The organism is Pedobacter jaeyakensis (genome assembly GCF_054461315.1).
This window is the reverse complement of sequence record NZ_CM136921.1, coordinates 498,116-523,706: the sequence shown is the minus strand read 5'-3', so window position 1 is coordinate 523,706 and position 25,591 is coordinate 498,116. Positions and strand designations below refer to the sequence as shown.

Sequence of the window (25,591 nt, the reverse complement as noted above, 5' to 3'; positions counted from 1 at the left end):
ATCTCCACTAAATCACTACCTAAATTATATCCTGATATTTACCAACATTGTCTAGTCCTTAGTAAGACTTTGCTTCGATAATCATCGAACATAGGATTAACCAAGGACCTACCAAGGACCTATCAAGGACTAACCAACCCTATCTTTTGATCGAATAAAAAATCGCATTGCAAAGACGATTATTTTATAAACGATCGCGTCACATCATGTTAATTATAACTTAACATAGCCAAATTATCTTTGTTAGCATACACAAAGGGCTAAGTTGATAGTTATGACTGCTTATAGAGATCTTCTGGATGAGGACTTGCTGGAATTGCTTAAATTCGGTGATCATGCTGCATTCGAAGAGATTTACAAACGCTACTGGGGAATTATTTTTTGCCACGCCAGGAAGATGCTCTCTAGCGATGAGGAGGCAAAAGACTTGCTGCAGGATTTGTTTGTAAACCTCTGGCAGAAGTCGGCAGACCTTAACATACAAGGTTCATTGTCTGCTTATTTGTATGGGAGCGTACGTTATAAGGTATTTAACCTTTTTGATAAGCGTAAAGTGCGCGAAAAACACATCCAATCGCTTGGCACATTTCTGGAGCATGCGGAGTGCACTACGGACAATACGGTTAGGGAAAATGAATTGAGCAGGCTGATTGAACGGGAAATTGCAGTGCTGCCGGCAAAAATGCGTGAAGTATTTGAGCTCAGCCGGAAATCTCACCTGAGCTACCAGCAAATCAGTCGGCAAATGAAGATTTCCGATCAGACGGTAAAGAAGCAAATCTATAATGCCGTGAAAATTCTGCGCCTAAAATTTGGAAGTATTTAAAAAAAATACTTTTTCATCTACCACTTTTCATTTAGGAAACCCACTTATCCATAAACGCAGCAACGCGAACAGGATATGAGCAGCAGTAAGCCAGAAGAATTAATTAAGAAATACCTGAATAATACTTGCACACCCGAGGAGCGGGCGCTGCTGGAATCCTGGTATAACCAACAGGCCGGTGATGCTCAAAATCCTGCTGGAGCACCTGATTACAGCGAAATTGAAACGGATGTTTGGGCCCAACTCAAATCTTCCACAGTTCCACCTAAAAGGATAAACTGGCCGGCCATGACTGCCGCTGCGGTGCTGATTGTCGTTTGTTCTGTATTTTACTACACAAACCGCATAAGTACGGATAGCGCCATACATAAGGCAGCAGAACTTAGCGCAGCTCGGATCCTTCCGGGAAGTAACAAAGCAGAGTTGGTACTGGAAGATGGTTCTGTGGTTCCGCTTGTCGATACCACCTCCGGAATGCTCACTAAGCAGGGTGGCGTTGCCATCACCAAATTATCCGGTGGAGGGTTAAGCTACGATGCCTCGCATTCCAAACCGGAAGCTGTCGTGAGGTTCAATACGTTGAGGACGCCAAAAGGCGGACAGTATCAGGTAGATCTCCCCGATGGAACCAGGGCATGGTTAAATGCAGCTTCGTCTTTAACTTATCCTACGGCCTTTAATGGTACGGAAAGAAAAGTGGAAGTTTCGGGAGAAGTCTATTTTGAGGTGGCGGTAGATAAGCACAAGCCCTTTAAAGTTGAAAGTGCGGGACAAACCATCGTTGTTTTGGGTACCCATTTCAATGTGACTGCGTATCCCGACGAACAACTGACAAGGACTTCCCTGCTGGAAGGCTCAGTAAAGGTAATTGGTGCAAAAAAGACAGTGGTCATTGTGCCCGGACAGGAGACTGTACTTAACCATAGCAGCAAGGAAATCAGTTTGAGGAACTTTGATGCAGATGATGTGCTGGCCTGGAGGCAAGGGTATTTCCAATTTAACAACGAAGACATCAGGAGCATCATGCGGAAACTATCCCGCTGGTATGACCTGGATGTTACTTATACCAAAAACTTTGTGGACCAGCGCTTTTCAGGATCCGTATCCCGGTTTGAGGAGGCTTCAAAAGTTCTTCGCATGCTGGAATTTACTGGTACCGTACACTTTAATACCAATGGAAGGAGGGTAACAGTTATGCCGTAGTGCTACACCAGACTGCTTACCAAAAAAATAGCCGGAAGTGATTGGACCCACCCCCGGCAAATGCTTTGGAAGCCCTAAATATTGCCATCATAACAATTTTAAACCAGACAAAACATATCAAAAGTATGAATTTTCATAGAGAAATTATGCGCATTAAATTAACATTCCTGTTCGTCATCGTTTGTCTCATGCAGGTTTCCGCAGCAGGCTTTGCGCAAAAGGTAACATTATCCCATAAACAAGCTTCGCTGGGTACCATTTTAACCGATATCAGAAAGCAAACAGGATACCATTTCATCTACAACATTAAGATGCTGGAAAAAGCCAGTCTTGTAGATATTGAGGTAAAGAACAGCACCATCACAGAGGTGCTGGATAAATGCTTTAAGAATCAGCCTTACAGCTTCATCATTGATGAAAAAACAGTGATTATCAAAGAGAAAAAAGTAACGGCATTGCCACCGGCTGAAATTAAAGGGATGGTTACCGATACTGCCGGAAGGCCCATACCCGGTGTTAAAATACAAATCAAAGGAAGTGTATATGCAGTATCCTCCAACGGAGAGGGTAAATACACGATCACCGTTCCTGGTGAAGACGATATATTGGTATTTAGTTTCATTGGCTATGAAACAAGAGAGCTCAGCCTGGCCGGGAAGAAAAATTTCGATATCATATTGAAAGAAGCGGTGTCGCAACTGGAAGAAATGGTAGTGATCGGTTATGGTTCGAGCGCGAAAAGGGACCTGGTAGGTTCTGTAGGTTCAGTAAATATGGACGACATCAAAAAGGCTCCGGTACGCTCGTTCGAAGAGGCGCTGGCCGGTCGCGTTGCCGGGGTGCAGGTGACCTCGGTTGACGGTCAGCCTGGCTCTGCCATTAACATTGTGATCAGGGGTGCAAACTCCATTACCGGCACCAATGCGCCGCTTTATGTCATCGACGGTTTTCCTATTGAGAATCCCGATAACAATACCATCAACATGAATGATATTGAATCGATTGAGACGCTAAAGGACGCGGCTGCAACTGCGATTTATGGTGCAAGAGGTTCCAATGGGGTAATTATCGTGACCACCAAATCCGGGAAAATCGGATCACCGGTAATTGCGTACGATGGCAGTTATGGCAACCAAAGGGTTACGCAGCGCATCGCAGTCTTTGATTCCTATGAGTTTGTGAAATACCAGGTGGAAAGATTGGGGCCGGTTTTGGCAGATACCTTGTATTTCAATCCTGCACGACCAAACCTGGAAGCCTATCGTAGTGTTACGCCGGTAATTTGGCAGGACAGGATGTTTGAGGATGCTCCGCAGCAAAGTCACAGTCTATCTATAAACGGTGGGAACAAAGGCACCAAATATGCCTTCTCAGGAAATTATTTAGACCAGCAGGGAATTATGGTTTCCTCAGGATTTAACCGCTATCAGGGCCGGTTGCGCGTAACGCAAGCTGTAAACGATCATTTCACCCTGAGTGGAAATGTGAACTACAGCGCCACCAAGCGGTTCGGAAGTTCACCAATTCCGGCAGCGGGGTCCTTCCTGTCAGAAGCATTGATGTACAGTGTTTGGGGATACAGGCCTGTAAATGGAAATCCAGGAATTGATGTGGGAGAAGATGATATTGATCTTTCGATTGATATTCAAAATGACCAGCGCTTCAACCCGCTAAAGAATTATGAGAACATGCAGCGCGACCAGTTGGGGAGTGTGCTGACCGCAAACGGTTATGGGGAATACAAATTGAGTGATTTTACCCTTCGTGTATCCGGAGGTATCACCAGGAATTTGCTCAAGTTTAATTCCTTCGATGGTTCAAATACCCGCGCAGGGAGTCCGCTCACTCCACAAGGTCAGGCCAACGGTGTGAGTGGAGGGGTATCCTTTACGGAAGTCAACGATTATTTGAATGAGAACACACTGACGTACAACAAAAAATTTAATGGCTATCATCAGATCAATGCGGTGGCGGGTTTCACCATACAGGGAAAAACCTCCAATGCTTTTGGGGCATTCGCGAATTTTGTGCCCAATGAATTGCTGGGCGTTTCCGGATTGGATGAGGGTATTCCAAACAGCATCTCTTCGGCCTCATCCGGCTCTGCGCTTTCCTCCTTTTTAGGTAGGGTGCAATACAACTACGGATCGAAATACCTGGCTACATTTTCTATGCGTGCAGATGGTTCCTCCAAGTTTGCCCCGGGCAACAAATGGGGTTATTTTCCGGCAGGGGGACTGGCATGGCGCTTCAGCAAAGAAAAGTTTATGAAATCTTTGCAGGCGGTGGTATCTGATGCTAAACTGAAAGCAACTATCGGGGCAACAGGGAACAACCGGGTAAATGATTTTGCCTATATGTCTACCTTAAACCTATCCAACAGTGCCATTTATGCATTCAACAACGGAATTGTGCGGGGACTGGTGCCCACTGCCCTAGGTAACGAGGAATTGACCTGGGAAACTACAGTACAGACAGATTTGGGCTTAGAGCTGGGTTTATTCAATGGCCGCGCCAACCTCAACGTAGATGTCTACCGTAAAATTACAAAGGACTTATTGCTGAATGCGAGTCTCCCGCCCACACTGGGCTTTTCACGCTCTTATAAAAACATAGGTAAAGTGAGAAACGACGGATTGGAATTTACACTGGAAACCTATAATATCAGGAACAAGGCCTTTAGCTGGTCTACCAATTTCAATATTGCGTTTAACCGAAATCAAGTCCTTGCCCTTACGGAAAACCAGCAGGCGCTGGTCAGCCAGATCAACTGGGACACCAACTACAGGAACTTACCGGCCTTTATGGCAAAGATCGGTGAGCCTATCGGGATGTTCTATGGTTTGATCTGGGAAGGGAATTACCAGTTGTCGGATTTCAACCTGCTCCCTTCAGGAAAATACCTGCTGAAAGCAGATGTGCCGTCAAATGGTAACGACAGGACGGATATTAAACCGGGGGATATCAAATACCGTGACTTGAATGGCGATGGGATCACCAATACGAACGACTACACCATCATCGGTAATCCAAACCCGGATTTTATCGGTGGTTTGTCCAACAACTTTTCCTACAAAGGTTTCGACCTGAATGTGTTTTTCCAGTGGTCGGTAGGTAACGACGTGCTCAACGCGAACCGGTATGTATTTGAGGGGCATGGAAGGGCCTCACAAAATATGTTTGCCACGTATGCCGACAGGTGGACACCGGAAAACCAGAACAATAAATACTTTAGAACAGGCGGTTGGGGTCCTTATGCGTATTCGAGCCGGGTGATTGAAGATGCTTCGTTTGTACGTTTAAAAACTGTTTCACTGGGCTATCAATTGCCGGCCAAATTGTTAAAGTCGCTGAAAATAAAAGGGCTGCGCCTCAACGCATCCGCACAAAACTTATATACCTGGACCAAATATGAAGGCTATGATCCGGAAGTTTCTGCATACAACTCTGCATTAACCCCGGGTTTCGACTGGTCAGTTTATCCCCGTGCCCGGACATTAACCTTAGGCGCTAACCTTACTTTTTAATACAGTTATGAAAAAAATCTATTTATTCGCCATACTCATCACCGTACTTAGTCTGAATTCGTGTAAAAAGTACCTTGATGTGAAACCTACGGATTTTACCACGCCCGAAACCTTTTTTGAAACGGCAAAAGATGTTGATCAGGCCCTCACCGGATTATACAGTTCGTTGAACAATACTGGTACCTATAGCAGGAATTTGGTATTTGATTTGGCTTTCGGAACAGATGAGGCCTTTTATAAAAGATCAACACCACAGGTAGACCCCATTGTGTACAATAGTGACGGATCCAATCCGACCGTTACCGCTACCTGGAGCTCCTTGTACGCCGGTATTAACAATGCGAACCTGCTGCTGGCTAACCTGGACCGACCCGTGATGGATGAGGCAGCGAGAAGCCGGATCAGGGGAGAAGCTTTGTTCCTGCGCGCGTTCCTGTACTTCCAATTGGTACACCTATGGGGCGATGTGCCGCTGATCTTAACACCAACATTGTCGGGTATCGAAGTTAAAAATGCTAGGACACCACAAAAGGAGGTTTACGAACAGATACTGCGGGACATGATCACTGCGGAAGGGCTGGTAGGAAAAATTACGGATTTCGCGCCTGTTGTCCCGGGTCGGGTAAGCAAATCAGCAGTACAGGGTGTTCTGGCCAGGGTTTGCCTGAAAATGGCAGGTGAGCCTTTGAAAGATGTATCCAAATACGAGCAGGCTAAAATGTGGTCGGAAAAGGTGATACAGTCCGGTCTCCATAAACTGAACCCCGATTACGCACAAATATTTACCAACCTGACGCAGGATAAATATGATATTGGCGAATGTATCTGGGAAGTAGAAATAGCAGGAAACGGGATTACAAATCCGGTGTTAAGTGGTGGCTGGTTTGCCAAGAAATTATCGGTACGCAATACCTCAGGAGTGTTGTACGGATATGCAGAGGTGGGCGCTACTGCTACACTGTACCGCAGGTATGACGACGTTCATGATGTGCGCCGCGACCGGAACATTGCTACTTATTACTTTCCGGTGCTAACCAGCGTTTCCATGGCAGATACCCTGCCGCATCCGGCTTCAGTATTGTACAACAGGGACACCGGAAAATGGAGGATACAGGAAGAATTGTCGGCACAGAAGAATGCCAATGCGGGACCTACGAACTTTCCGCTGTTGCGCTATGCTGATGTGTTGCTGATGTATGCAGAGGCAGAAAATGAAATCAGCGGACCAACTGCAGCCGCATTTGATGCCTTGAACCAGGTGAGGAAAAGGGCAAAAGCAAGAAGTTTCACCCTGACTGACGCGCCGGATAAAGATGCTTTCAGGCGGATCATTCAGGATGAACGCTCCAGAGAGTTGTGTTATGAAGCGACCCGTAAATATGACCTGATCAGGTGGGGGATTTTCCTGAGCACGATGAAAGATGTGGAAAACGACATATTGAGCAATGCACCCAGCAATCTTCAGTACAGCGCTGTGGGTTATACGAATGTAAAGGCACGTAACCTGCTGCTCCCTATCCCAACACTAGAATTGAGTTTAAACAGTTTGATGAGACAAAATCCAGGATTTTAAGTTAGAGTATATGAAAACAAGGAATTTAATAGTGAACATGCTCTTGCTGCTTGCTGTATTGACAGGTGCATGCAAGAAGGAAAAAATAGAAAGGCCCGATTTCGACGCGACGGTAGCAAAAACTACTTTTAAGGTTGGGGAGCCTGTGGTATTCAGTCTGAAAGGAAACCCGGATTTTGTTTCTTTTTATTCCGGGGAGTACCTGAACGATTACGACTACACCGGCGGCAGAACGCTGGACATCAAGTCGTTCAGCCTAAGCTTCCAGACGCGCGTACAAAACGGGAACCAAAAAGACCAGTTTAGCGTGTACCTGTCGTCCGATTTCAATGGGAAATATGATATAGAATCGATCCGCTCAGGAAACTTTCAGAACATCACCAATTTGGTTACCCTGAGTACCGTGAATACGGTTTATGCGCCTTCAGGAGTGCTCGACCTGACTACCCTGGTAAAAGACCGTACCAAGCCGCTCTATGTGGCCTTTAAATATGTAGTAAAGCCGCAGGATGCAGTGAATGGTACACAAAGGAACTGGTACGTTCGTGACCTGGTATTGAACACCGTAACGGAATTGGGGCAAAGTGCGGCGATTGACCAGCTCACCGCAGCATGGACATTGGTAGAAAGCGGATCGATCCTGGAGGCTGGCCGAAATACCATTACCGCAAGTACAGGTTTGATCACCTTCCGTGGAAATGCAACGACAGAAGGAAAAGCGGTGGCCACCGAAGCATGGGTGGTCAGTAAAGCGGTAGACCTCAATACGGTAATACTTGGGCCTGACAAAAGTGTGCCGGTCAAATCAATTTCTGATACCATGCCACCGGTCTACAATTATGTCTACACCAAACCGGGCACCTACAAGGTGGTTTTTGCAACGGCGAATAACCGGATAAATGGAAAGAAAGAATTGTTAAAAGAGCTCACCATAACTGTAGCGCCATGATGAAAAGCAGCATAACCAGATGTATAGTTATTACATTGCTCTGCCTGATGAGCAGCGCTGGATTTTCGCAATCGTTTATACCCGCTGGAGGTATAGTTTACCCATTTAGGGCGTCGCCGACCATAGTGAAGTCGGGCACGGCTTTTCACATCCTGTACAACAACAAGGCACAGCACCAGATTGATTCCATCGTATTGAGAGGCCCATATAGTAGGATCCACCTGCAGATCGATTCCCTGCTCAAGGGTCGTTTTGAATACGATTCTTATACCAGCATGTATACCAACAATAAGATTTGGGTTAAAGTACCGGTGGGCAGTCCGGAAGATATGTACGACCTGATGGTCTATTCTGCCGGGGAAGTAGAGATCTCCAGGCGGTCGGTAAAACTAGTCAGGGAGTTTTCAGCCAGGCATAGTTTTATTCACATCAGTGATACCCACATTTCAAGAAATTGGGTGGGGCCTGCAAACGATGGTTTTGCAGAAGAACTGCAGCTGATGGACCGCTTTATCAACGTGGCGAATATCATTGCACCAGACCTGGTGATTGTGACGGGGGATTTGATCCACGATTATACGCGCTTTAACAAAGACGCCCGCGGCTGGGGCGGAGATACAATTAAAGGCTACAACAAGTTGCCTACCATAGAAGAGAAGTTCAGGAATTATTTTGAAGGCGCAAAAGGTTACCGGGGCGTGCAGTATATCAATGCCCCTGTTTTTTCGGTTCCGGGGAACCATGATTTTTACGGGATGAAGGAAGATAACCACCCGGCTAAAGCGGCGCAATGGGATGCCATATGCGGAATCCGGGTGTCGGGACTGGCCTATGCAGGGAGCCGGTTTATGTTTATAGATGATTATTTGGGCGACCCGGTAAAGGACATTCCAAACAAGAAGCCCATGTCTGGCTTACAAGGGAAAGTACTGCTGAATTTCCTGGAAGAAAATGGCCCGGGGAAACTGCGGATCATGGCACAACATCGGCATGACAGGGCCGATACGGCGTTCCTGAACCAGCAAAAGATTGGGTTAATTGTAAACGGTCACATCCACACCCCGCATGTTGATACGTTGGGAAAAACGCCCACCATACGGATGCGCCCCGGAGTGGTTTGCAGGAGCGGAGAAAACGAACGTTGGGAACTGATCCTGGGTATGTTCCGGATCATTCGCATAGATGGAGCGAAATTTGAATATACCGAGCCCCTGCGCTTCTGTTCGAATCCTACGGCTGCATACGACAAGATCAAATTAAACCTGACCTTAAATTTTAAGTCGGCCAACCTGGGCGGCAGCACGAGCAATGAGGCGGTTTTAGCTAATAAATTGCCGGCAAACCTGCCAGGATGCAGGGTTCGTTTTGTGATGAAAAAAGGAAAGTATACCGTAACAGGAGGAACCGTTCGGCAGGCATTTGATAGTGGAAAATTGTCGATCGTAGACGTAGACGCCGATGTCAATGCAGGTAGTAGTAAAAAAGTTAGTATTAAATTAAAAGCATAATATTTGTAGCCCCGGTAGTAACCGGGGCTTATTTATAAACAATGAAAAAAGCAAGCACTATTCTTTGCAGTTGCCTCCTGGCATGGAGCACCTTGGCGTTGGGGCAGTCGCCCAGACCAAAAAAACTGGAACTCTACATCTTAGTGGGCCAATCCAATATGGCCGGTCGCGGTAAAATCGACAGTATATTTGTCAATGAGGGCAACGACCATGTACTGATGTTTAACCGTGCAGGAGAATGGGTAAAAGCACATCACCCTGTTCATTTCGACAAGCCAAAAGCTGCGGGCGTTGGCCCGGGTTTGGCCTTCGGTATCGACATGGCTATTGCCCATCCAAGGGCACAGATAGGTTTGATTCCCTGCGCGGTGGGCGGGACGGCAATAGAGCGCTGGCAGCCCGGGGCATATGATGCGGCAACGAAAACCCATCCCTATGATGATGCCGTGGAACGGATCAAAAAGGCGATGGCTTATGGTGTGGTGAAAGGGATCATTTGGCATCAGGGGGAAGCGAACAGCAGTCCGCAGAACTCGGTAAGCTATTTGGCGCAATTGAAGGAGTTGGTAGGGCGGTTGAGGGCTTTAGTCGGCAATCCTAAACTGCCCTTTATTGTTGGCGAACTGGGAACGTTTAGAAAAGCATTTGTCCAATTTAACAATAAGCTGGATTCAGTACCGCTATTGATACCCTATGCCGGACTGGCCTCTTCTAAAGGGCTGGTACACAAAGGAGATTCTACCCATTTCGACGGAAATTCGGCTCAAATGCTGGGTAAGCGATTTGCCGCAGAAATGATCAGGTTGCAGCATCAGTACTAGACAAATAATTTAGTAAGTTTGCCATGCAGATTCCATTTATCTGTGACTAATTTATTTCTAAAAAGCTAAACAACATGAAATTAGATGCTCGGATGTACATTGGAGAGGTGATTGAGATCATGCGTGACAAAGAACTGGATCACTTACCTGTCTATGAGAACAATGAGGAAATTGGGGTCGTTTTCTATGATGAGCTGCTCAAATTTTTAGGAGATCCGGACGATGAGAGCAATGTTTATTTTCATAAGTTGAATTTTAACCTGAGTACCGTATTACATATCCTGAGGGACAAGCAAGAAATAGAAGAGAAAAATACCTGGAGCGTATTGGGTCTGAGCAAGCATTACCTGAAGTGGTTTGTGCGGCTTGTTGGCGTTTCCGTGCTGGCCGTTGCCCTTATCGGGATCAGTTGGGCGATTTATAAAAAATTTGGAGCACACGGGGAATCTACAATTCAGGAGGCTCCGGCAAGTAAATCTAAAATGGTTACGCTGAAAACAGCAGCAGGTGAAACTAAAGAAGCAACCCTACCCGATGGCAGTAAGATTTGGTTGAATGCGGCATCGACGCTGGAGTACCCGGTGTCATTTGAGGGATTAAAAGAACGGGAAATTTTTCTGGACGGAGAAGCCTATATAGAACCTACTGCGGGTAAACCTCAGCCCTTTGTCATCAAAACCAACAGGCAGCGCATCGTTGCCAGTGAGGCGCGTGTGAGCGTGAGCGCCTACGGGAATGAAAAGGAGCAGGTGGTACAATACAGTCCATCCGATGCAGAATCTGCCAATGTGCATTCGGCCATTGCCTGGACAAAAGGTGATTTCCTTTTCCATGACCAGCCGCTTGGCGCGGTGATGCGTGAACTGGAACGCTGGTATGGTGTAAACGTTGTTTATCAGGATGAGGAGATGAGCAATATGCTCATTGGCGCCAGTATTTCCAGGAAAAGATCGCTGGAAGAAGTTTTAAAAGTAATTGGCTTGACTCAACACGTGAATTTTAGTATTATTGGAAAGCAAGTCGTAGTATCAAAATAGGCGACTTCAATAATTTATGCGTTTTAAATTCTGTCTCGTTCTCTTCTTTATTTTGTTTGGCCTAATTGGGGTTTCATCAGCACAAAAGATAAACTATGTAAACCGGCAGGTTAAGTTGCTTACGGTTTTCTCAGAAATACAAAAGCAGACGGGCTTTAGCGTCACCTGGAATGAGCGGGAAGTAAATGCAGAGGTGCTGGTTAATGCCAATTTTGTCAATGCAGATTTGAAAGTCGCGCTTGACCAACTGGTATCGGGACAGCCGTTTGAATACCAGATTGTGGGAAATATCATTGCCGTATTTCTTAGAAAATCCCCGGATAATGCGACAGCAGCAGCTGAGTTGAAGGATACAGCAACGGTATTGCGGGAGGTCGCCATTGTGAGTACAGGTTATCAAAAAATACCCCAACCGCGTGCTACAGGAAGTTTCGTGCTGGTGGACACGACACAATTTAACCGAAGGGTTGGGCCAGACGTATTGAGCAGGTTAGAGGGTATTGCATCCGGACTATTGTTCAACAGGAATACCGAGACCACCAATTCCGGGAACCTGGACCTTTCCATCCGTGGAAGGAGTACCATTTATGCCAACGACCAGCCGCTGATTGTGTTGGATAACTTTCCATATGTGGGTGACTTCAATGCGATCAACCCGAATGATATAGAAAGTATTACGATATTAAAAGATGCGGCAGCTGCGGCGATATGGGGTGTTCGGGCAGGAAACGGGGTGATTGTGATGACCACCCATCGTGGTAAAATCTCACAGCCTTTAAAAGTTTCCTTCAATGCCAACCTGAGCGTTGCACAACGACCGGATCTATTTTATAACCCCAGTTACATTGGTCCTTCCGCTTTTATCGATAAAGAAACTTTTTACTTCAACAAAGGCAGTTATGATGATGTATTGGCCAACCAAACCAGCTTTCCTGTAATCAGTCCGGTAATAAAGGCGCTATACAGGCAGCGGCAGGGTCTGCAAACGGCTGCAGAAACCGCTGCGCAATTAGATGCCCTGCGGGGGATCGATTTGAGAAATGACGAGTTGAAATACTATTATAGAAATCAAGTGTCCCAGCAATACGCCCTATCCTTAGCGGGCGGAACTTCGTTTTCCAGTCATTATTTTTCTCTGGGTTTTGATAGGTCTGATCCCTCCATTATTCGCAACAATAGCGAAAGGATTACCTTGAACAGCCAGAATACCATCCAGGTTCTTAAAAAGCTGGACTTGACATTCGGCGCGATGTACGGCAGGTCTCTACGCCAGGTCGACAGCACGGTGAGAGACCTGCCAGACAGGTACCGGCTAGCACCTTACTCCCGGCTTGCAGATGAAAACGGTAATCCGCTGATCCAGGAAGTACATTTCAGTAATGAATACAAAGCTGCTGCCCTGGCCAATGGTTTTTTGGACTGGAATTTCAATCCACTGGCCGAGCTGGGCAGTTCCCCAAGTTACCATACCAGCAATGATCTGCGGCTCAATACCGGTTTAAGCTATCGCCTGTTCCCCGGTTTCACTGCCTCGGTTAAATATCAATTTCAGGACATAGACAATAAAACAACCAGACATTATACTATGGATTACTATGAGGTAAGAAATATTATCAATCGTTTCGCCATCGTCACCAATGGAAAAGTCACCGGTTACAATGTTCCTTTGGGAGATCAGCTGTACGAACGAAACTCTACAGCACATATCAACAGCACGCGGTTCCAGCTGGATTATCAAAAGCAGTTTGGAAAGCACCAGGTAACCGCCATGGCTGGCCATGAATATTCATCCAATAGTTCGGAAATCAGCGGCATCTTGCTGTATGGATACGATCCGGTGCAGAAAACTTCGGTTCCGGTTGAAGAGGACAAAACTTTCGCTTTAAATCCCACCGGGACCGCTACCCTGACGCAAGACTACAGGCCACGCGGACTTGTGGACCGGATCCGGTCAACCTACACCAACGCATCTTATAGCTATTTGAACAGGTACCTGGTGTCGGCAAGCGCAAGGGTGGATGGATCTAACTATTTTGGGGTCAAAACCAATCAAAAATACATCCCGCTTTGGTCGGCCGGTGCGGTCTGGAAACTGAGTCAGGAAAAATTCTACACGCTGAGTTGGCTGCCCGTATTGCAGCTCAGGGCTTCTTACGGGTTTAATGGTAATCTGGATAAGAGAACTACCGGCATAACCACTGTGGTGGCCCGTGTTCCCACCGTTGCCACCAATAATTTGCCCACTGCCAACCTGGTGAATATCGGCAATCCCGAACTGCGCTGGGAAAAAATAGGCATTACCAATTTGGGTTTAAATTTTGAGTCGAAAAACCAATTGATTTCGGGAACTGCAGAATATTATTTTAAAAACGGTTCTGACATATTGGGCGACCAGGTATTCCCGGGCAGCTCGGGAGTGCGGGTGCTAAGGGGCAATTTCGCGGCGATAAAAGCGCGTGGGCTGGATTTGTCTGTCACCGTCAAAAACTTAAGAGGAAGAGTAGGATGGGAAACGAGCTTTTTATTTTCAATGATAAAAGACAAGGTCACGAAGTATGAGAACTCGCCTTTATCTGCGCTCAATTATGTAGGGGTGGAAAATGGGATGCCAATACTTGGACAGCCCTTGTCGGGAGTTTACAGCTATCCATTTGCGGGTTATGATCCGGTTACGGGCGAGCAACTCGGGTACCTGGATGGCAAGCCAAGTAAGGACTATACGGCTATTGTTAACAACAGTACGATGGCCGACTTAATTTATCACGGTACGGCCAGGCCAACAAAGTTTGGGTCCATGATCAACAGCATTGCCTATGACCGGTTTACACTAAGCTTTAATGTGAGTTTTAAACTGGACTATTACATTAGAAATTCCCAGACAGATTATTTTAATGTTTTGGCAGGAAACAACAGCTTGACAAATGCTTTCTATCTCGCTTCGGCCGTTTCAGCAGCGAAAGGTGACCATGTGCGGTTACAAGATGTGAACCTGGATTTCGATGCCGGTAGTTTGCTCGGTAAACCTGCGGGCTTAAAACGGTTGAAGTTTTATATCTATGCGAACAATTTAGGTGTGCTTTGGAAAGCAAACAAGTTTGGGCTTGACCCGGATTTGGTGCCGCAAACGCAGAGTAATATGATTTACCCAACACCTGCCAGCTTTACCTTTGGATTTAAAGGAAACTGGTAATGGATTTACCCGAACGAAAGACTGTTCGGGCAAATCCAATACGAGACTATTCAAAATGACCTGCAAATTCACTTCCTGCGACAAAGGAAATACCCGCTGCCGGCAGTGGATCCCCATCCGCAGGGGCGGGGTTATTGCCAATGTCCCATTCTGCAGAACAGAGTGCGCCGGTTACTTCACAGCGGTCGCCAGCATAATACAAATAATCGGTGGGACTGGAGGCTCCTGAGAGCGTTGCGTCCGTCTTATAATACCTGAGGATATTGGAGTCTTTTACTGTGGTAAATGCACTGAAGCCGAAGGCCAGGATGGCTAGCGCGGCTGCCATTGCGGTTGTTTTAAAGTTTTTCATGTTATTAATTTTTAGATTGATGCCATAGTTATCTAGGCAGGCCATGGCTTTAACCTGCATTACGCGCGTAAATACTTTATTTCCGGTGCATGCGGATGCCGGCGAAGGCCAGGCATACCCATGCAAGGTTAAACCAAATGTGTTGCTGCCAGGAGAGGGAACTGACTACCCCTCCGCAGTGACAGGGCAATTTGCTGCCGGACATGACCATATAGATGAGGTACGTTGTAAAAAGGGCCATGAGTGCCAAAGCTGCACAGAGTCCTTTTTTTCGGGTGTCGCGGACAACTAATAAGATGCTGATCGCAATTTCCAATACAGGGATCATCCAGGCAATGGTTGTGGCCATATGGCCAATTAATGGCGACTTGCCCAAGGTAGAGGCAAACTTGCTGAGCGTAAAAAATTTCGCTGCTGCGGTGTACATAAAAAGAATGATCAAAAGATAGGAGATGAAATCTGCCGGGCGATGAGTACGATTTGTTTGCATAGCTTATTGTGTTTGTGCATTTCAAAAGTGCAGCAGAACAGGTGTCGAAAAAATGGAACATCTCGTCAAACGGTTAGCGGGTAGCGCGTCTGCATTTTACAGTTTGCTTAAGTTGGAGGGGGGAAAGCCGAAATAGCTTTTAAATGCCTTGCTGAAATAATAGGCTTCCCGGTATCCGGTGAGTTCGGCGATTTCATAAATGGGCTTTTTGGTATAAAGCAAGTGATCGAGGCCAGATTCCATGCGGTATTTAATGACCTGGGCATGCAGGGGTTTGCCGAAAGCCGTTTTTGCAAGCCGGTCTAATTGCCTTTCGGAGACCATGAACCGGTCGGCCATTTTTCCGCGGTCTTCCACCAGCTCAGTAGTGTAATTTTCCAGGACAAATTGGGCAATGGCCGCTGCTTTTTGCAGGTTATGTGCAACTGTGGCTGATTGGGATTTCAGACGGCGATGGTATTCATTTACAGAATCGTTAATGAAGAGGTAGCAAAGTCGGTCGAGTTTGACCATATCTTCCTGATCAATTACTCGCTGAAAGGCTTTGCGCAGGATTTTACCCATCCTGATGGGCGGCAAGCAACAGAGCTTGCCATCCATCTGATAGGATTGATCCACTAAAGATTTCAGCTCAGGCAGTAGGGAACATTTGTAGAAGAACCAGTCGAGGTTATAGGTGATCAGCAGGATGCGCTGGGGCCCAAGTGGGAACGGGAATAGGTGCTGACCGGTAGAACCGGTGTACAGGCGGCAGGTATTGTCGGCCAGATTGGCCAGCATAAAGAAACAGTTTCTGCTGATGTTGAGCTGCACTTGCCCGGTATCGCTGAGCTGGAATTCAAAATGGGCTACCCTTCCCATATAATGGCTAAAGGTTTCGGTGGGGATGAGGGAATTAGTTACATAAGGAGGGACTTGCAGGTTTAGAATTGGAGCCATAATTACGCTTTAAAAAAAGCATAATTGGTTTATCATGTTACGGGATTTATTTGGAATTTTTAGCACAAAACTAAATAAATCTCGGCTAACAGACTTCATGGGTTCGACGGTTTATGTAATTCCCGGTGAATGGTTATTATTAATTTATTTTATTAAATTTGGTTTGGGACGTATTGAACTTTAGATGTATAAGGATTGTGCAGACGATGAATTAATTGATCTACTAAGTAAAGATAGTAAGGAGGCTTTTGATGAGATATACCGCCGACATTGGTCTGCAATGTATCTCGCGGGTTTCAATATGCTCCAGGATCACGATGCCTGCATGGACGTTGTGCAGGATGTTTTTGTCTGGATATGGAACAAACGTGCTGAACTGGGAATCCTGTCTTTAAAATCTTATCTCATTTCTGCAGTCAAATACAAGGTCACTAATGTCATTCGCAAGTCTAAATTGCGTCAGTCTTTCCTTGATCAGGTGGAAAATGAGGAGCCTTCCTTTAATAACGTGACAAGTGAACTGGAATTGAAAGAATTAAAAGAGGTTTTAGTACGATTTACTGCAGAATTGCCTGATCGTTGCCGTGAAGTTTTCGATTTGAGCAGAAATGAACACCTAAGTAATAAGGAAATATCTAAAAAAATGGGTATTTCGGAAAAAGCGGTAGAAAGACAGATGACAATTGCCTTGAAACGCTTGAAAATTTCTTTACTGCGGATGTTTCTGTTCTCCATTTTGCTCTTTGTTGTCTCCTAAAAGAGGCTTCTCTGCTGTTTTTTAAGCAATGTTAAAATAATTTAAACTTTTTGTGATTTTATTTGTGGGGGTGCGGCCTTTTTAAGTGCCTTATATTAAATGAGGCACCAGAAATAAAGGTGTTTCGTTAAAAAGCCCATTTTCTAATGACGATAGAAGAGTTTTTTCAACTTGCAGAAAAAGTAAATGAAGGCACAGCCAGTGACGCCGAGCTTGCCTTATACAACCAGTATTTTAATCGTTTTCAAACCGAACGGGTTTGGAATGAAGAAAAAATGGGCAACGAATTGGCGCGCGAAGCTTTGCTCTATCAGGCTATCGATCAGAAAATCACAACGGCAGTTCCGGTAAGAAAATTAAACAATGGCTGGAAGCGGTTGGTTTCAGCAGCTGCAATCCTATTGATAGTTGCCGGTGCTACATTTTATGTGATCAACAGGGAAAAGCCTGTTGTTTCCCAGGAAATGCTTTCCAAGAGCATTGAAGTTTCCTCAAAAACAAATGAACTGATCCAGCTGGCCGACGGAAGTACGGTGATTTTAAGTGCAGGAAGTCAGCTGAAATTCCCGTCAAGTTTTGAAGGCAAAGCGGTTCGGGAAGTGTTTTTAGTTGGAAAGGCTTTTTTTGATATCAAGCACCTGAGTAAACAACCTTTTATTGTACGGACAGGAAAGGTAAGTACCCAAGTATTGGGGACTGCATTTGATGTAGATTCACGCAGCGGAAAAGTAACCGTTACGGTAATCCGCGGAAAGGTTGTGGTCAATAAAGAAGGAAAAACCCTGGGTACATTGACGCCGAATAAACAGGTGGTTTACGATGTTCAGACCGACCTGGCCAAATTGAAGGATACCAATGCAGCCGAAACGGTGGCCTGGAGAGAAAAAGATTTGGTATTTAACGACATCACGTTGAGCAATGCGGCTTTGTTGCTGCAGGACCGTTTCGGTGTGAAAGTGACCATTGAGCAGGAAGAACTTGCTGAAAAAAGATTTACCACTACCCTATTTGAAAATCAGAGCCTTGCAGATTGCCTAACCTTGATCTGCGATTTTAATCATGCCGTATTTGAATACGATCCCATCACTAAACAAGTAACCATTAAACCAAAAAACTAGACCAATGAACCGACCAAGACCATCTTAAGCAAAAAGGCCCTGCTATAGCTACATATTTGCGGTATGGAACTATTGCAGAACCTCAGCGGGCTTCTCTTTGAAGAGAAGGACCCATTTTAATGTAATTCTCATAAGGTATTTAAATCACACCAACATTCGAATATATGAATTTTTCTGCTAATGCAGCCAAATGCGGGGACCGGTATGTCTTCCGTATACCTAAAAAAATCCTGATTGATTTTATGCGTATTACTTCGTTTATCATCCTGACTCTCCTCATATCAGCACAACTGCTGATCGCTTCCAATGTTAAGGGCCAACAGATGGAAGAAGTACATGTAAAACTGGCGTTGAAAAAGGAAAGCCTTTCCAGCGCACTGGAAAAAATTGAAAAGCAGACGCCTTTTCATTTTATCTACAGGATTGAAGAAATCTCAGAGATTGGCAAGTTGAACCTGGTGGAAACCAGTACTACACTTGACAAGTTGTTGTCAGCCCTGCTGGCGAACTCTTCCCTGGGATTTAAACAAGTAAACAGGCACATCTTAATCACTAAAAAATCAGAAATCACCCCAACAATTGCCAATGATAAAAACAGCTACACAAATACAGTTCAAAAAGCAGAAATAGATGTCCGCGGACAGGTGGTCGACGGCACTGGTCAGGGTATTCCCGGCGTCAGTGTGTGGTTGGTCGACACCAGAGAGGGCACGATCACGAGCAAGGAAGGCTTTTATAAAATGGTGGTCCCGGATTCCAATGCGGTATTGGAATTTAGATACGTGGGCTATGTTACGAAAAGGGTAAGCGTTAAGTCGGGCAACACCAAAAGAGTTCAGCTTTTAGCGGATGCCAACAACTTAAACGAAGTGGTGATCAACAATGGTTTATTTGAGAGAAAAGCTTCCACCTCTACAGGAGCGGTTTCCACCTTTACGGGCGCAGAATTAAAAGTGGTGACCAACCAGAACCTGATTAAGGGATTGTCGATTCTTGACCCTTCATTTCAGATCATTGAAAGTAATAGTTTTGGATCAGATCCAAACCGCTTGCCCGATGTGCAACTTCGCGGTCAGACGGGTATCCCGGATTTGAATGCCACTTATTCCAATCTGCCCAACCAGCCATTGTTTATCCTGGATGGATTTGAGGCGACGCTTCAGCGCATCTACGATTTGAACATCAATTTAATCAAGAGCGTTACCTTGTTAAAGGATGCCTCTGCCAAAGCCATCTATGGTGCAAAAGCAGGTAACGGCGTAGTTGTCGTGGAGACGATCAGGCCTGAGTCGGGCGCCCTGAGGATTGCCTATTCAGGCAGTTTGAATGTTACGGCACCAGATCTGACTTCCTACCAGTTGACGAATGCCCTGCAAAAAGTTCAGGCGGAAAGTCTGGCCGGAATGTATACCTCGGTTATACCGGGAACGCAGGCGGCCCTTCTGGCGAAGTATACGATCAATGAAAAAGCAGCATTAGACGGCGTAGATACTTACTGGTTGTCGCAACCACTACAGAACGGATACGGTCAGCAACACTCCTTGAACTTAGATGGGGGAGACAACGCGATGCGTTATGCTGCCAACCTGAACTATAACAATGTGACCGGGGTAATGAAAGGTTCCAACAGGAGAACATTAACCGGAAACATCAACCTGAGCTACCGCTTAAAGAATTTTGCATTCAATAATATACTGACGATAGACAATAACAAGTCGATCAACTCACCATACGGATCATTCGGAGACTATGCCCGCATGAACCCCTACTGGAGGGTTTACGATAACAATGGCGTGTTGATTCCAAGATATGACGCCATAACCGGACAAGTATTTAATCCGCTTTACAATGCTACCTTAAATACGAAGGACAACAGCACTTACCGCAACATCACAGAAAACTTTTATTCGGAATATTCGCCTCAGAAAAATCTTCGACTTACGGCTAGAGTAGGTATTACCTCACAAAACAATGCATCGGAATATTTTCTGCCGGCCAGCCATACGGCATTCATCAACATCCAACCGGGTACTGCGGAATATCAAAACAGGGGAGAATACCGCCAGAGCAATGGAAAACAAAATATCCTGAGTTCAGATTTAGGGGGATCCTATAATCTGGAATTTGGAAAGAGCCAAATTTTCGCAAATGCCATTGGGTCCATCAACCACAACAGTTCAGAGTCGACAGGCTTTATCATGGTTGGATTCCCGGACGACAATATAGATGATATTGCATTTGGTAACCAGTACAAGCCCGGAACGAAGGCAACAGGAACGGAGAATACCGTGAGGACCATAGCGTTCACTTCAGCAGTGAATTATAGTTATGACAACCGCTTTTTGGCAGACGTTAGCTATAGAAGGAACGCAAGCTCACAATTTGGATTGAACAACAGGTGGGGAGATTTTTCTTCATTGGGTCTGGGCTGGAACATCAACAATGAAAAATGGTTCAGCGGCGTAAAAGGTCTGGATCGGTTAAAACTAAGGGCAAGCATAGGTAATACCGGAACACCCATATCGAACGGGTATTTATCCGTTGCTACTTACCAGTACAACCTGACACAAAATTACAACGGTGACATTGCAGTAAATTTGATGGGCTTGCCGAATGAAAATTTGCAATGGCAAAAGGCGCTGGACAAGAATGTGGGGTTGGATTTGTCGCTATTAAAGCGGTTTAACTTACGTGTTGATTATTATGTTAAAGATACCAAGGGATTGCTTACCGACCAAATCATTGCGCCTTCATTAGGATTTGACAGCTACAAAGAGAATATTGGCGAAGTAAGAAACAAGGGATATGAGATCGGGACCAACTTTGCGATCCTGACACAAGCAAAGAAAAGTTTGGGCGTATTTCTAAATGTGGTGCACAACACCAACAAAATCAGGAAGGTCTCCAATTCAATTTTGGCGCTTAACCGGATAAACGACAATACCCTTTCGCAGCGTCCATATCAAAGGTATGTACCCGACCAGTCGATGACTGCGATCTTCGCGGTGAGGTCGTTGGGTATTGATCCATCGAACGGAAGAGAGATTTTCCTGAAGGCCGATGGCACCCAAACCTATGTTTACAATACCGATGACCTGGTGAATGTGGGCGATGCGACACCGAAGCTGCTGGGTAATTTTGGCGCGAACCTGCGACTGGGCAACTTTACTGCAAACTTTGCATTCGCTTACCGATTGGGTGCGCAAATGTATAACAGTACCCTGGTTGAAAGGGTGGAGAATGTAAACTTCAACAACAATGTGGACATCAGGGCGCTGCAGGACCGTTGGAAAACACCGGGACAGGCTGCATTATTTAAGGACATTGCCGATCTGTCGGTAACCAGGCCATCATCCAGATTTGTACAGGATTTAAATGAGCTGGCTTTGAGTTCAGTAAGCCTTGGCTATGATTTTAAAGGGATGAAATTTATGGGGCTCCGTAAACAAAGTACACTGCGGGCTAATGTAAACTTGAATGACCTGGCGCGTTTTTCAACTGTAAAAGTTGAGCGCGGGTTGGACTATCCATTTGCACGTACGCTATCTTTTTCATTACAAGCTTCATTTTAATTAAAAAACCATGAAAAGAACCTATTATATACTTGCTGTATTACTGATTTTGAGCATCAGTTCCTGCAAAAAATTTCTGGATGTGCAGCCTAAAACACAGGTAGAGTCTGACGCGCTTTTTGAAGACGAAAAGGGATACCAACAAGCGTTAACGGGGCTTTATGTTAAACTAACAGATAAAAGCCTGTACGGTAAGGAACTTACCTATGGCATGCTGGATGTGCTGGCTTTCCAGTATACCCGCATCACGGGGCCCTATGTCAACATGCAGAATTACAATTACCAGTCGGATTCCGTACGCACCCGTACCACAGCGATATGGAAACAGTTGTACAATGGCATATCCAATGCCAATAACCTGCTTAAGAACCTGGACCGGACGGACCTGCCACAATTTACCGGTGTAAATTTTAACATCATCAAAGGAGAAGCATTGGGGTTAAGGGCATTCATGCATTTCGATCTATTGAGACTATATGCACCTGCGCCGGCTTCGGCAGGAGGAATGGACGCAGTGGCTATACCCTATGCCAACAAATTTGGTATTGAGAGCAATCCAAGGCTGACCGTGAGTGCTGTAATTGCGCAGGTTCAAACAGATTTAGCTGCCGCTGCGGTATTGTTAAAATCGTCGGATCCAGTTGTAGCAGGAAATCCGGCAGCTACCAATTACCTGAGGGACCGTTTTTATAAATTCAATTACTATGCGGTAAAAGCGTTACAGGCCAGGGTGTATCTGTACGCGGGAGATAAAGCAAATGCCCTGATCTGTGCAGAAGAGGTGATCAACGGAAGGGCATTTCCATTTGCGGCAAATAATAACATTGTAAACGGCTATGATAAAGTCTACAATTCAGAGCTCATTTTTGCTTTGAACATGTACGATTTACATACCTATACGGCAAATTATTTTGTGCCGGGATCCAGTGCGCAACTGGCGAAAACAGATGCGCAGTATACCTCGGACTTTGATGCGGTGACGTCCGACTATCGGTTTGTTTATTTGTCGACCGCTACCCCAGACTTTTTGAGGTATTCCACGAAGTACGCACCTGTAGCAGGTACGACGGTCAATTACCTGTACAAGATGCCTGTGATCAGGATTTCAGAAATGTACTATATCGCTGCAGAATGTTTATCGACCATCGATAAAACCCGTTCTGTAGGCTATTTAAATGCCGTTAGAAGGGCGAGGAACCAAACGGCGGACGTATCGGCTACGGTAAGTGACGCGGAGCTGCAAAACCAAATTTTCAGGGAATACAGACGGGAATTTATTGCAGAAGGACAGTTGTTCTATTACTACAAAAGACTTAATAAATCTGCTATTGAGTACTCAACAGTAGCGGGCAGCAATTCGGTTTATGTATTGCCGATCCCTGACGATGAAATAAAATATGGCAATTAATCAAAACTCAAAACGGATGAAAACATTTAAAATATACGGCCTGCTTGGGCTGATGATGACGATCGGATTCACCTCCTGCAAAAAGGATCTTGAAGCCTATACAGATGCACCACAAGTGTATTTCTTTGAACGCGCGAATGACCTTTTAGCTACCCGGATTACCAACAAATCATTTTCGTTCCTGTCGTTACCTTCTACCGTGTTGAAGGATACGATCAAGATCAAGGTGAAGACGATGGGGTTTCCAAAAGATTATGACCGGGTGGTAAGAGGTAAATTTAAGGCCGAAGGAAGTACCGCCGTAGAAGGCCAGAATTTCGATTTTGTTGACGGGGTGGTAAAAGCCAACCAGGTAGAAGGCATTTTGCCGGTGGTACTTTACCGTACGGCAGATATAAAAAGCAAGACGGTACAGCTGAACCTGAGTATTGCTGAAACGAAAGACTTCAAACCAGGTGTAGTGGAAGACAATGCTTTTAGTATCATTTGGAGTGACAACCTGGTAAAGCCATCGAACTGGGATCTTGGTTTATCTTTCTTTTTTGGCGCCTATAGCACCACAAAATACAGGTACATCATAGATGTGCTGGGCATCACCAGCTTTACCCTACAGGCGAGCGCCCGGGTGCCTTTAAAACCAGGAGAGTATTCCTCGGCGATGATGACCGATTTTAAGATCCGCATGAAGGAAGCTTTAGCCGCTTATAACAGTTCACACACTACGCCATTAACAGATGAAAATGGGGTGCTGGTTACCTTCCCTAACTAATAATTAAGAACATGAAAATCAAAACATTTTACCATATAAATATTTTGGTTGCTGCAATGGTATCCATGCTGATCTTCTCCTGTAAAAAGGATTTGGGCAACTATACGTATACCGATACCCTGGTACCCAAGCTGGATACCACAGGGATCAGCAACAGCTATAGCATAGAGCGATTTAGCACATTGACGATTGAACCTAAGATCAGTTTTCCGGCAGCAGATACGGCCAGGCTGACCTATAAGTGGTTGATCTATAAAACAGTTTCCGGATCTACAACAGAAGTTCCGCAGGTGAGGACGGTTGCACAAACAAGGAAGCTGAGTGCGGTGATCTCAGACGCGATTGGGAACTACCAGTTGGAATTGGTGGTAACTGACCCTAAAACCACCTTAAAATCCAATGTGCTCTTTAAGGTGAGCGTTACGGCCGACATCAATGTAGAATACGGTCTGCTGGTACTGCATGGGACAAACGGTGCAGGAGATGTAGACTTTCTTTTAAGTAAGAATACGGTGCCATTTGCCACGACAGAAAAATGGCTCAAAAATATCTACCTGAAATTACAAGGTATGAAGATCAGTGGTGAGCCGAAATTCATCATTCAGGCGAGACGTTCGTTTACCACACAGAATTGGATTACGATTGGCAGCAGCAGTCAGCTGACCAGGGTACAGGGATTTGACTTTTCATTTATGCGGGAAAATGCAGGCCTGTTTCAGAGGCCAAATGAAGTGATCAACCCACAGGCATACCAATATAGTACGGTTAGTTTCTATGAAACCATGGTGAACAACAATAAACTTTACATAGTGAATTCCACTGACCCATTGGGCGCAATCTTCCCAGGAGCAGTAACCGGAGATTATTCCCTGGCGCCATTCATCGCGGAAGCATCGAGCAGCAGCTTGATTGGTGTAGTGTATGACGAAAAGAAATTGAAGTTCCTGCATCCTGCGACCACGAATGTGATGGTGGATTTTAAAGTGCCAGCATCATCGGCGCAGCCTTTCGACCTAACTAATATTGGCAAAACGATGATCGGAATGGAGCGGGGATTTTCCAATCAAACCCTGTGCTTCTTTAAAGACCTAACAGGTAACGGACGCTGGCTGTATACCTGTAATTTTAACAAGACAGATGACGGTGCGCTGGGCCTTGCCAAATACGACATGAGCAATTTGCCCGATGTAGTGAATGCAAAACTATTTGCTGCCAGCGAATTTGGCTTTGCCGCTTTTTATACGACGGACCACGACCTGTATTTATATGATTATACGGGGACCAATACGGCAAAGAAAGCATTCTCATTCCCGGCAGCAGAACAGATTACCGCGATAAAGATCTATAAGCCCAGACCGAATTTTAACCTGACTGCTTCCGATGGGCGCATTCTGCATGTGGCTACCTGGGACGGAACGGTTGGCAGACTGTATGAACTGGCAATTGATCCAACAAGCGGCGCTGTGAACCAGACCGTGCTGAAGAAATATGAAGGCTTTGGCAAGATCGCTACGATGCTTCCGAAAGCCAGAGGTAATGATTTTTAACTAAC

Annotated in this window: 18 protein-coding genes; 15 read left to right on the top strand and 3 right to left on the bottom strand. The window is 45.5% G+C overall.

Features of this window, described 5'->3' with window-relative positions; genetic code table 11:
* Nucleotides 1–274: 274 nt before the first annotated feature.
* The 9 genes from ACXZ1K_RS02415 (at nt 275) to ACXZ1K_RS02375 (ending at nt 14,634) form a co-directional block, all read left to right on the top strand.
* Complete coding sequence (locus tag ACXZ1K_RS02415) at nt 275–826, top strand: RNA polymerase sigma factor (RefSeq protein ID WP_458971790.1); 552 nt, start codon at nt 275–277, stop codon at nt 824–826.
* 75 nt (nt 827–901) lie between these two features.
* Nucleotides 902–2,029, top strand: coding sequence for a FecR family protein (locus ACXZ1K_RS02410; protein WP_458971789.1), 1,128 nt, complete (start codon nt 902–904; stop codon nt 2,027–2,029).
* 125 nt (nt 2,030–2,154) lie between these two features.
* On the top strand, nt 2,155–5,556 hold the full coding sequence (locus tag ACXZ1K_RS02405) for a TonB-dependent receptor (protein ID WP_458971788.1): 3,402 nt from the start codon (nt 2,155–2,157) through the stop codon (nt 5,554–5,556).
* Between the two features lie 7 nt (nt 5,557–5,563).
* Nucleotides 5,564–7,129 (top strand): RagB/SusD family nutrient uptake outer membrane protein, encoded by a 1,566-nt coding sequence (locus ACXZ1K_RS02400; RefSeq protein ID WP_458971787.1) that lies wholly within the window; start codon nt 5,564–5,566, stop codon nt 7,127–7,129.
* Nucleotides 7,130–7,139: 10 nt separating this feature from the next.
* Nucleotides 7,140–8,078 carry a DUF5017 domain-containing protein gene (locus ACXZ1K_RS02395; protein ID WP_458971786.1) on the top strand — a complete coding sequence of 313 codons (939 nt, stop codon included), beginning with the start codon at nt 7,140–7,142 and terminating at the stop codon, nt 8,076–8,078.
* The gene (locus ACXZ1K_RS02390; protein ID WP_458971785.1) at nt 8,075–9,586 is read left to right on the top strand and encodes a metallophosphoesterase family protein; all 1,512 of its coding nucleotides are present in this window, start codon (nt 8,075–8,077) and stop codon (nt 9,584–9,586) included. Before ACXZ1K_RS02395 ends, ACXZ1K_RS02390 begins: the two co-directional genes overlap by 4 nt.
* 41 nt (nt 9,587–9,627) lie before the next feature.
* Nucleotides 9,628–10,407: a sialate O-acetylesterase gene (locus tag ACXZ1K_RS02385; RefSeq protein WP_458971784.1), complete on the top strand. Its 780-nt coding sequence runs from the start codon at nt 9,628–9,630 to the stop codon at nt 10,405–10,407.
* A 74-nt stretch (nt 10,408–10,481) separates the two neighbouring features.
* Nucleotides 10,482–11,444, top strand: coding sequence for a FecR domain-containing protein (locus tag ACXZ1K_RS02380; protein WP_458971783.1), 963 nt, complete (start codon nt 10,482–10,484; stop codon nt 11,442–11,444).
* Between the two features lie 16 nt (nt 11,445–11,460).
* Nucleotides 11,461–14,634, top strand: coding sequence for a SusC/RagA family TonB-linked outer membrane protein (locus tag ACXZ1K_RS02375; RefSeq protein WP_458971782.1), 3,174 nt, complete (start codon nt 11,461–11,463; stop codon nt 14,632–14,634).
* A 46-nt stretch (nt 14,635–14,680) separates the two neighbouring features.
* Here the strand turns inward: ACXZ1K_RS02375 and ACXZ1K_RS02370 are convergent, their stop codons facing one another.
* The 3 genes from ACXZ1K_RS02370 to ACXZ1K_RS02360 all read right to left on the bottom strand — a co-directional run bounded on the left by ACXZ1K_RS02370 (nt 14,681) and on the right by ACXZ1K_RS02360 (nt 16,415).
* The gene (locus ACXZ1K_RS02370; protein ID WP_458971781.1) at nt 14,681–14,962 is read right to left on the bottom strand and encodes a hypothetical protein; all 282 of its coding nucleotides are present in this window, start codon (nt 14,960–14,962) and stop codon (nt 14,681–14,683) included.
* A 100-nt stretch (nt 14,963–15,062) separates the two neighbouring features.
* Nucleotides 15,063–15,476 carry a MauE/DoxX family redox-associated membrane protein gene (locus ACXZ1K_RS02365; RefSeq protein ID WP_458971780.1) on the bottom strand — a complete coding sequence of 138 codons (414 nt, stop codon included), beginning with the start codon at nt 15,474–15,476 and terminating at the stop codon, nt 15,063–15,065.
* A gap of 96 nt (nt 15,477–15,572) precedes the next feature.
* Nucleotides 15,573–16,415 (bottom strand): helix-turn-helix transcriptional regulator, encoded by an 843-nt coding sequence (locus tag ACXZ1K_RS02360; RefSeq protein ID WP_458971779.1) that lies wholly within the window; start codon nt 16,413–16,415, stop codon nt 15,573–15,575.
* Nucleotides 16,416–16,599: 184 nt separating this feature from the next.
* Between ACXZ1K_RS02360 and ACXZ1K_RS02355 the strand changes: the two genes are divergently transcribed.
* The 6 genes from ACXZ1K_RS02355 to ACXZ1K_RS02330 all read left to right on the top strand — a co-directional run bounded on the left by ACXZ1K_RS02355 (nt 16,600) and on the right by ACXZ1K_RS02330 (nt 25,586).
* Complete coding sequence (locus tag ACXZ1K_RS02355; RefSeq protein WP_458971778.1) at nt 16,600–17,172, top strand: RNA polymerase sigma-70 factor; 573 nt, start codon at nt 16,600–16,602, stop codon at nt 17,170–17,172.
* Nucleotides 17,173–17,318: 146 nt separating this feature from the next.
* Nucleotides 17,319–18,290, top strand: coding sequence for a FecR family protein (locus ACXZ1K_RS02350; RefSeq protein ID WP_458971777.1), 972 nt, complete (start codon nt 17,319–17,321; stop codon nt 18,288–18,290).
* 164 nt (nt 18,291–18,454) lie between these two features.
* Nucleotides 18,455–21,862: a SusC/RagA family TonB-linked outer membrane protein gene (locus tag ACXZ1K_RS02345; RefSeq protein WP_458971776.1), complete on the top strand. Its 3,408-nt coding sequence runs from the start codon at nt 18,455–18,457 to the stop codon at nt 21,860–21,862.
* A 10-nt stretch (nt 21,863–21,872) separates the two neighbouring features.
* Nucleotides 21,873–23,270 carry a RagB/SusD family nutrient uptake outer membrane protein gene (locus tag ACXZ1K_RS02340; protein WP_458971775.1) on the top strand — a complete coding sequence of 466 codons (1,398 nt, stop codon included), beginning with the start codon at nt 21,873–21,875 and terminating at the stop codon, nt 23,268–23,270.
* Nucleotides 23,271–23,286: 16 nt separating this feature from the next.
* On the top strand, nt 23,287–24,039 hold the full coding sequence (locus tag ACXZ1K_RS02335) for a DUF4843 domain-containing protein (RefSeq protein WP_458971774.1): 753 nt from the start codon (nt 23,287–23,289) through the stop codon (nt 24,037–24,039).
* Between the two features lie 11 nt (nt 24,040–24,050).
* Complete coding sequence (locus tag ACXZ1K_RS02330) at nt 24,051–25,586, top strand: PKD-like family lipoprotein (protein ID WP_458971773.1); 1,536 nt, start codon at nt 24,051–24,053, stop codon at nt 25,584–25,586.
* Nucleotides 25,587–25,591 lie beyond the last annotated feature (5 nt).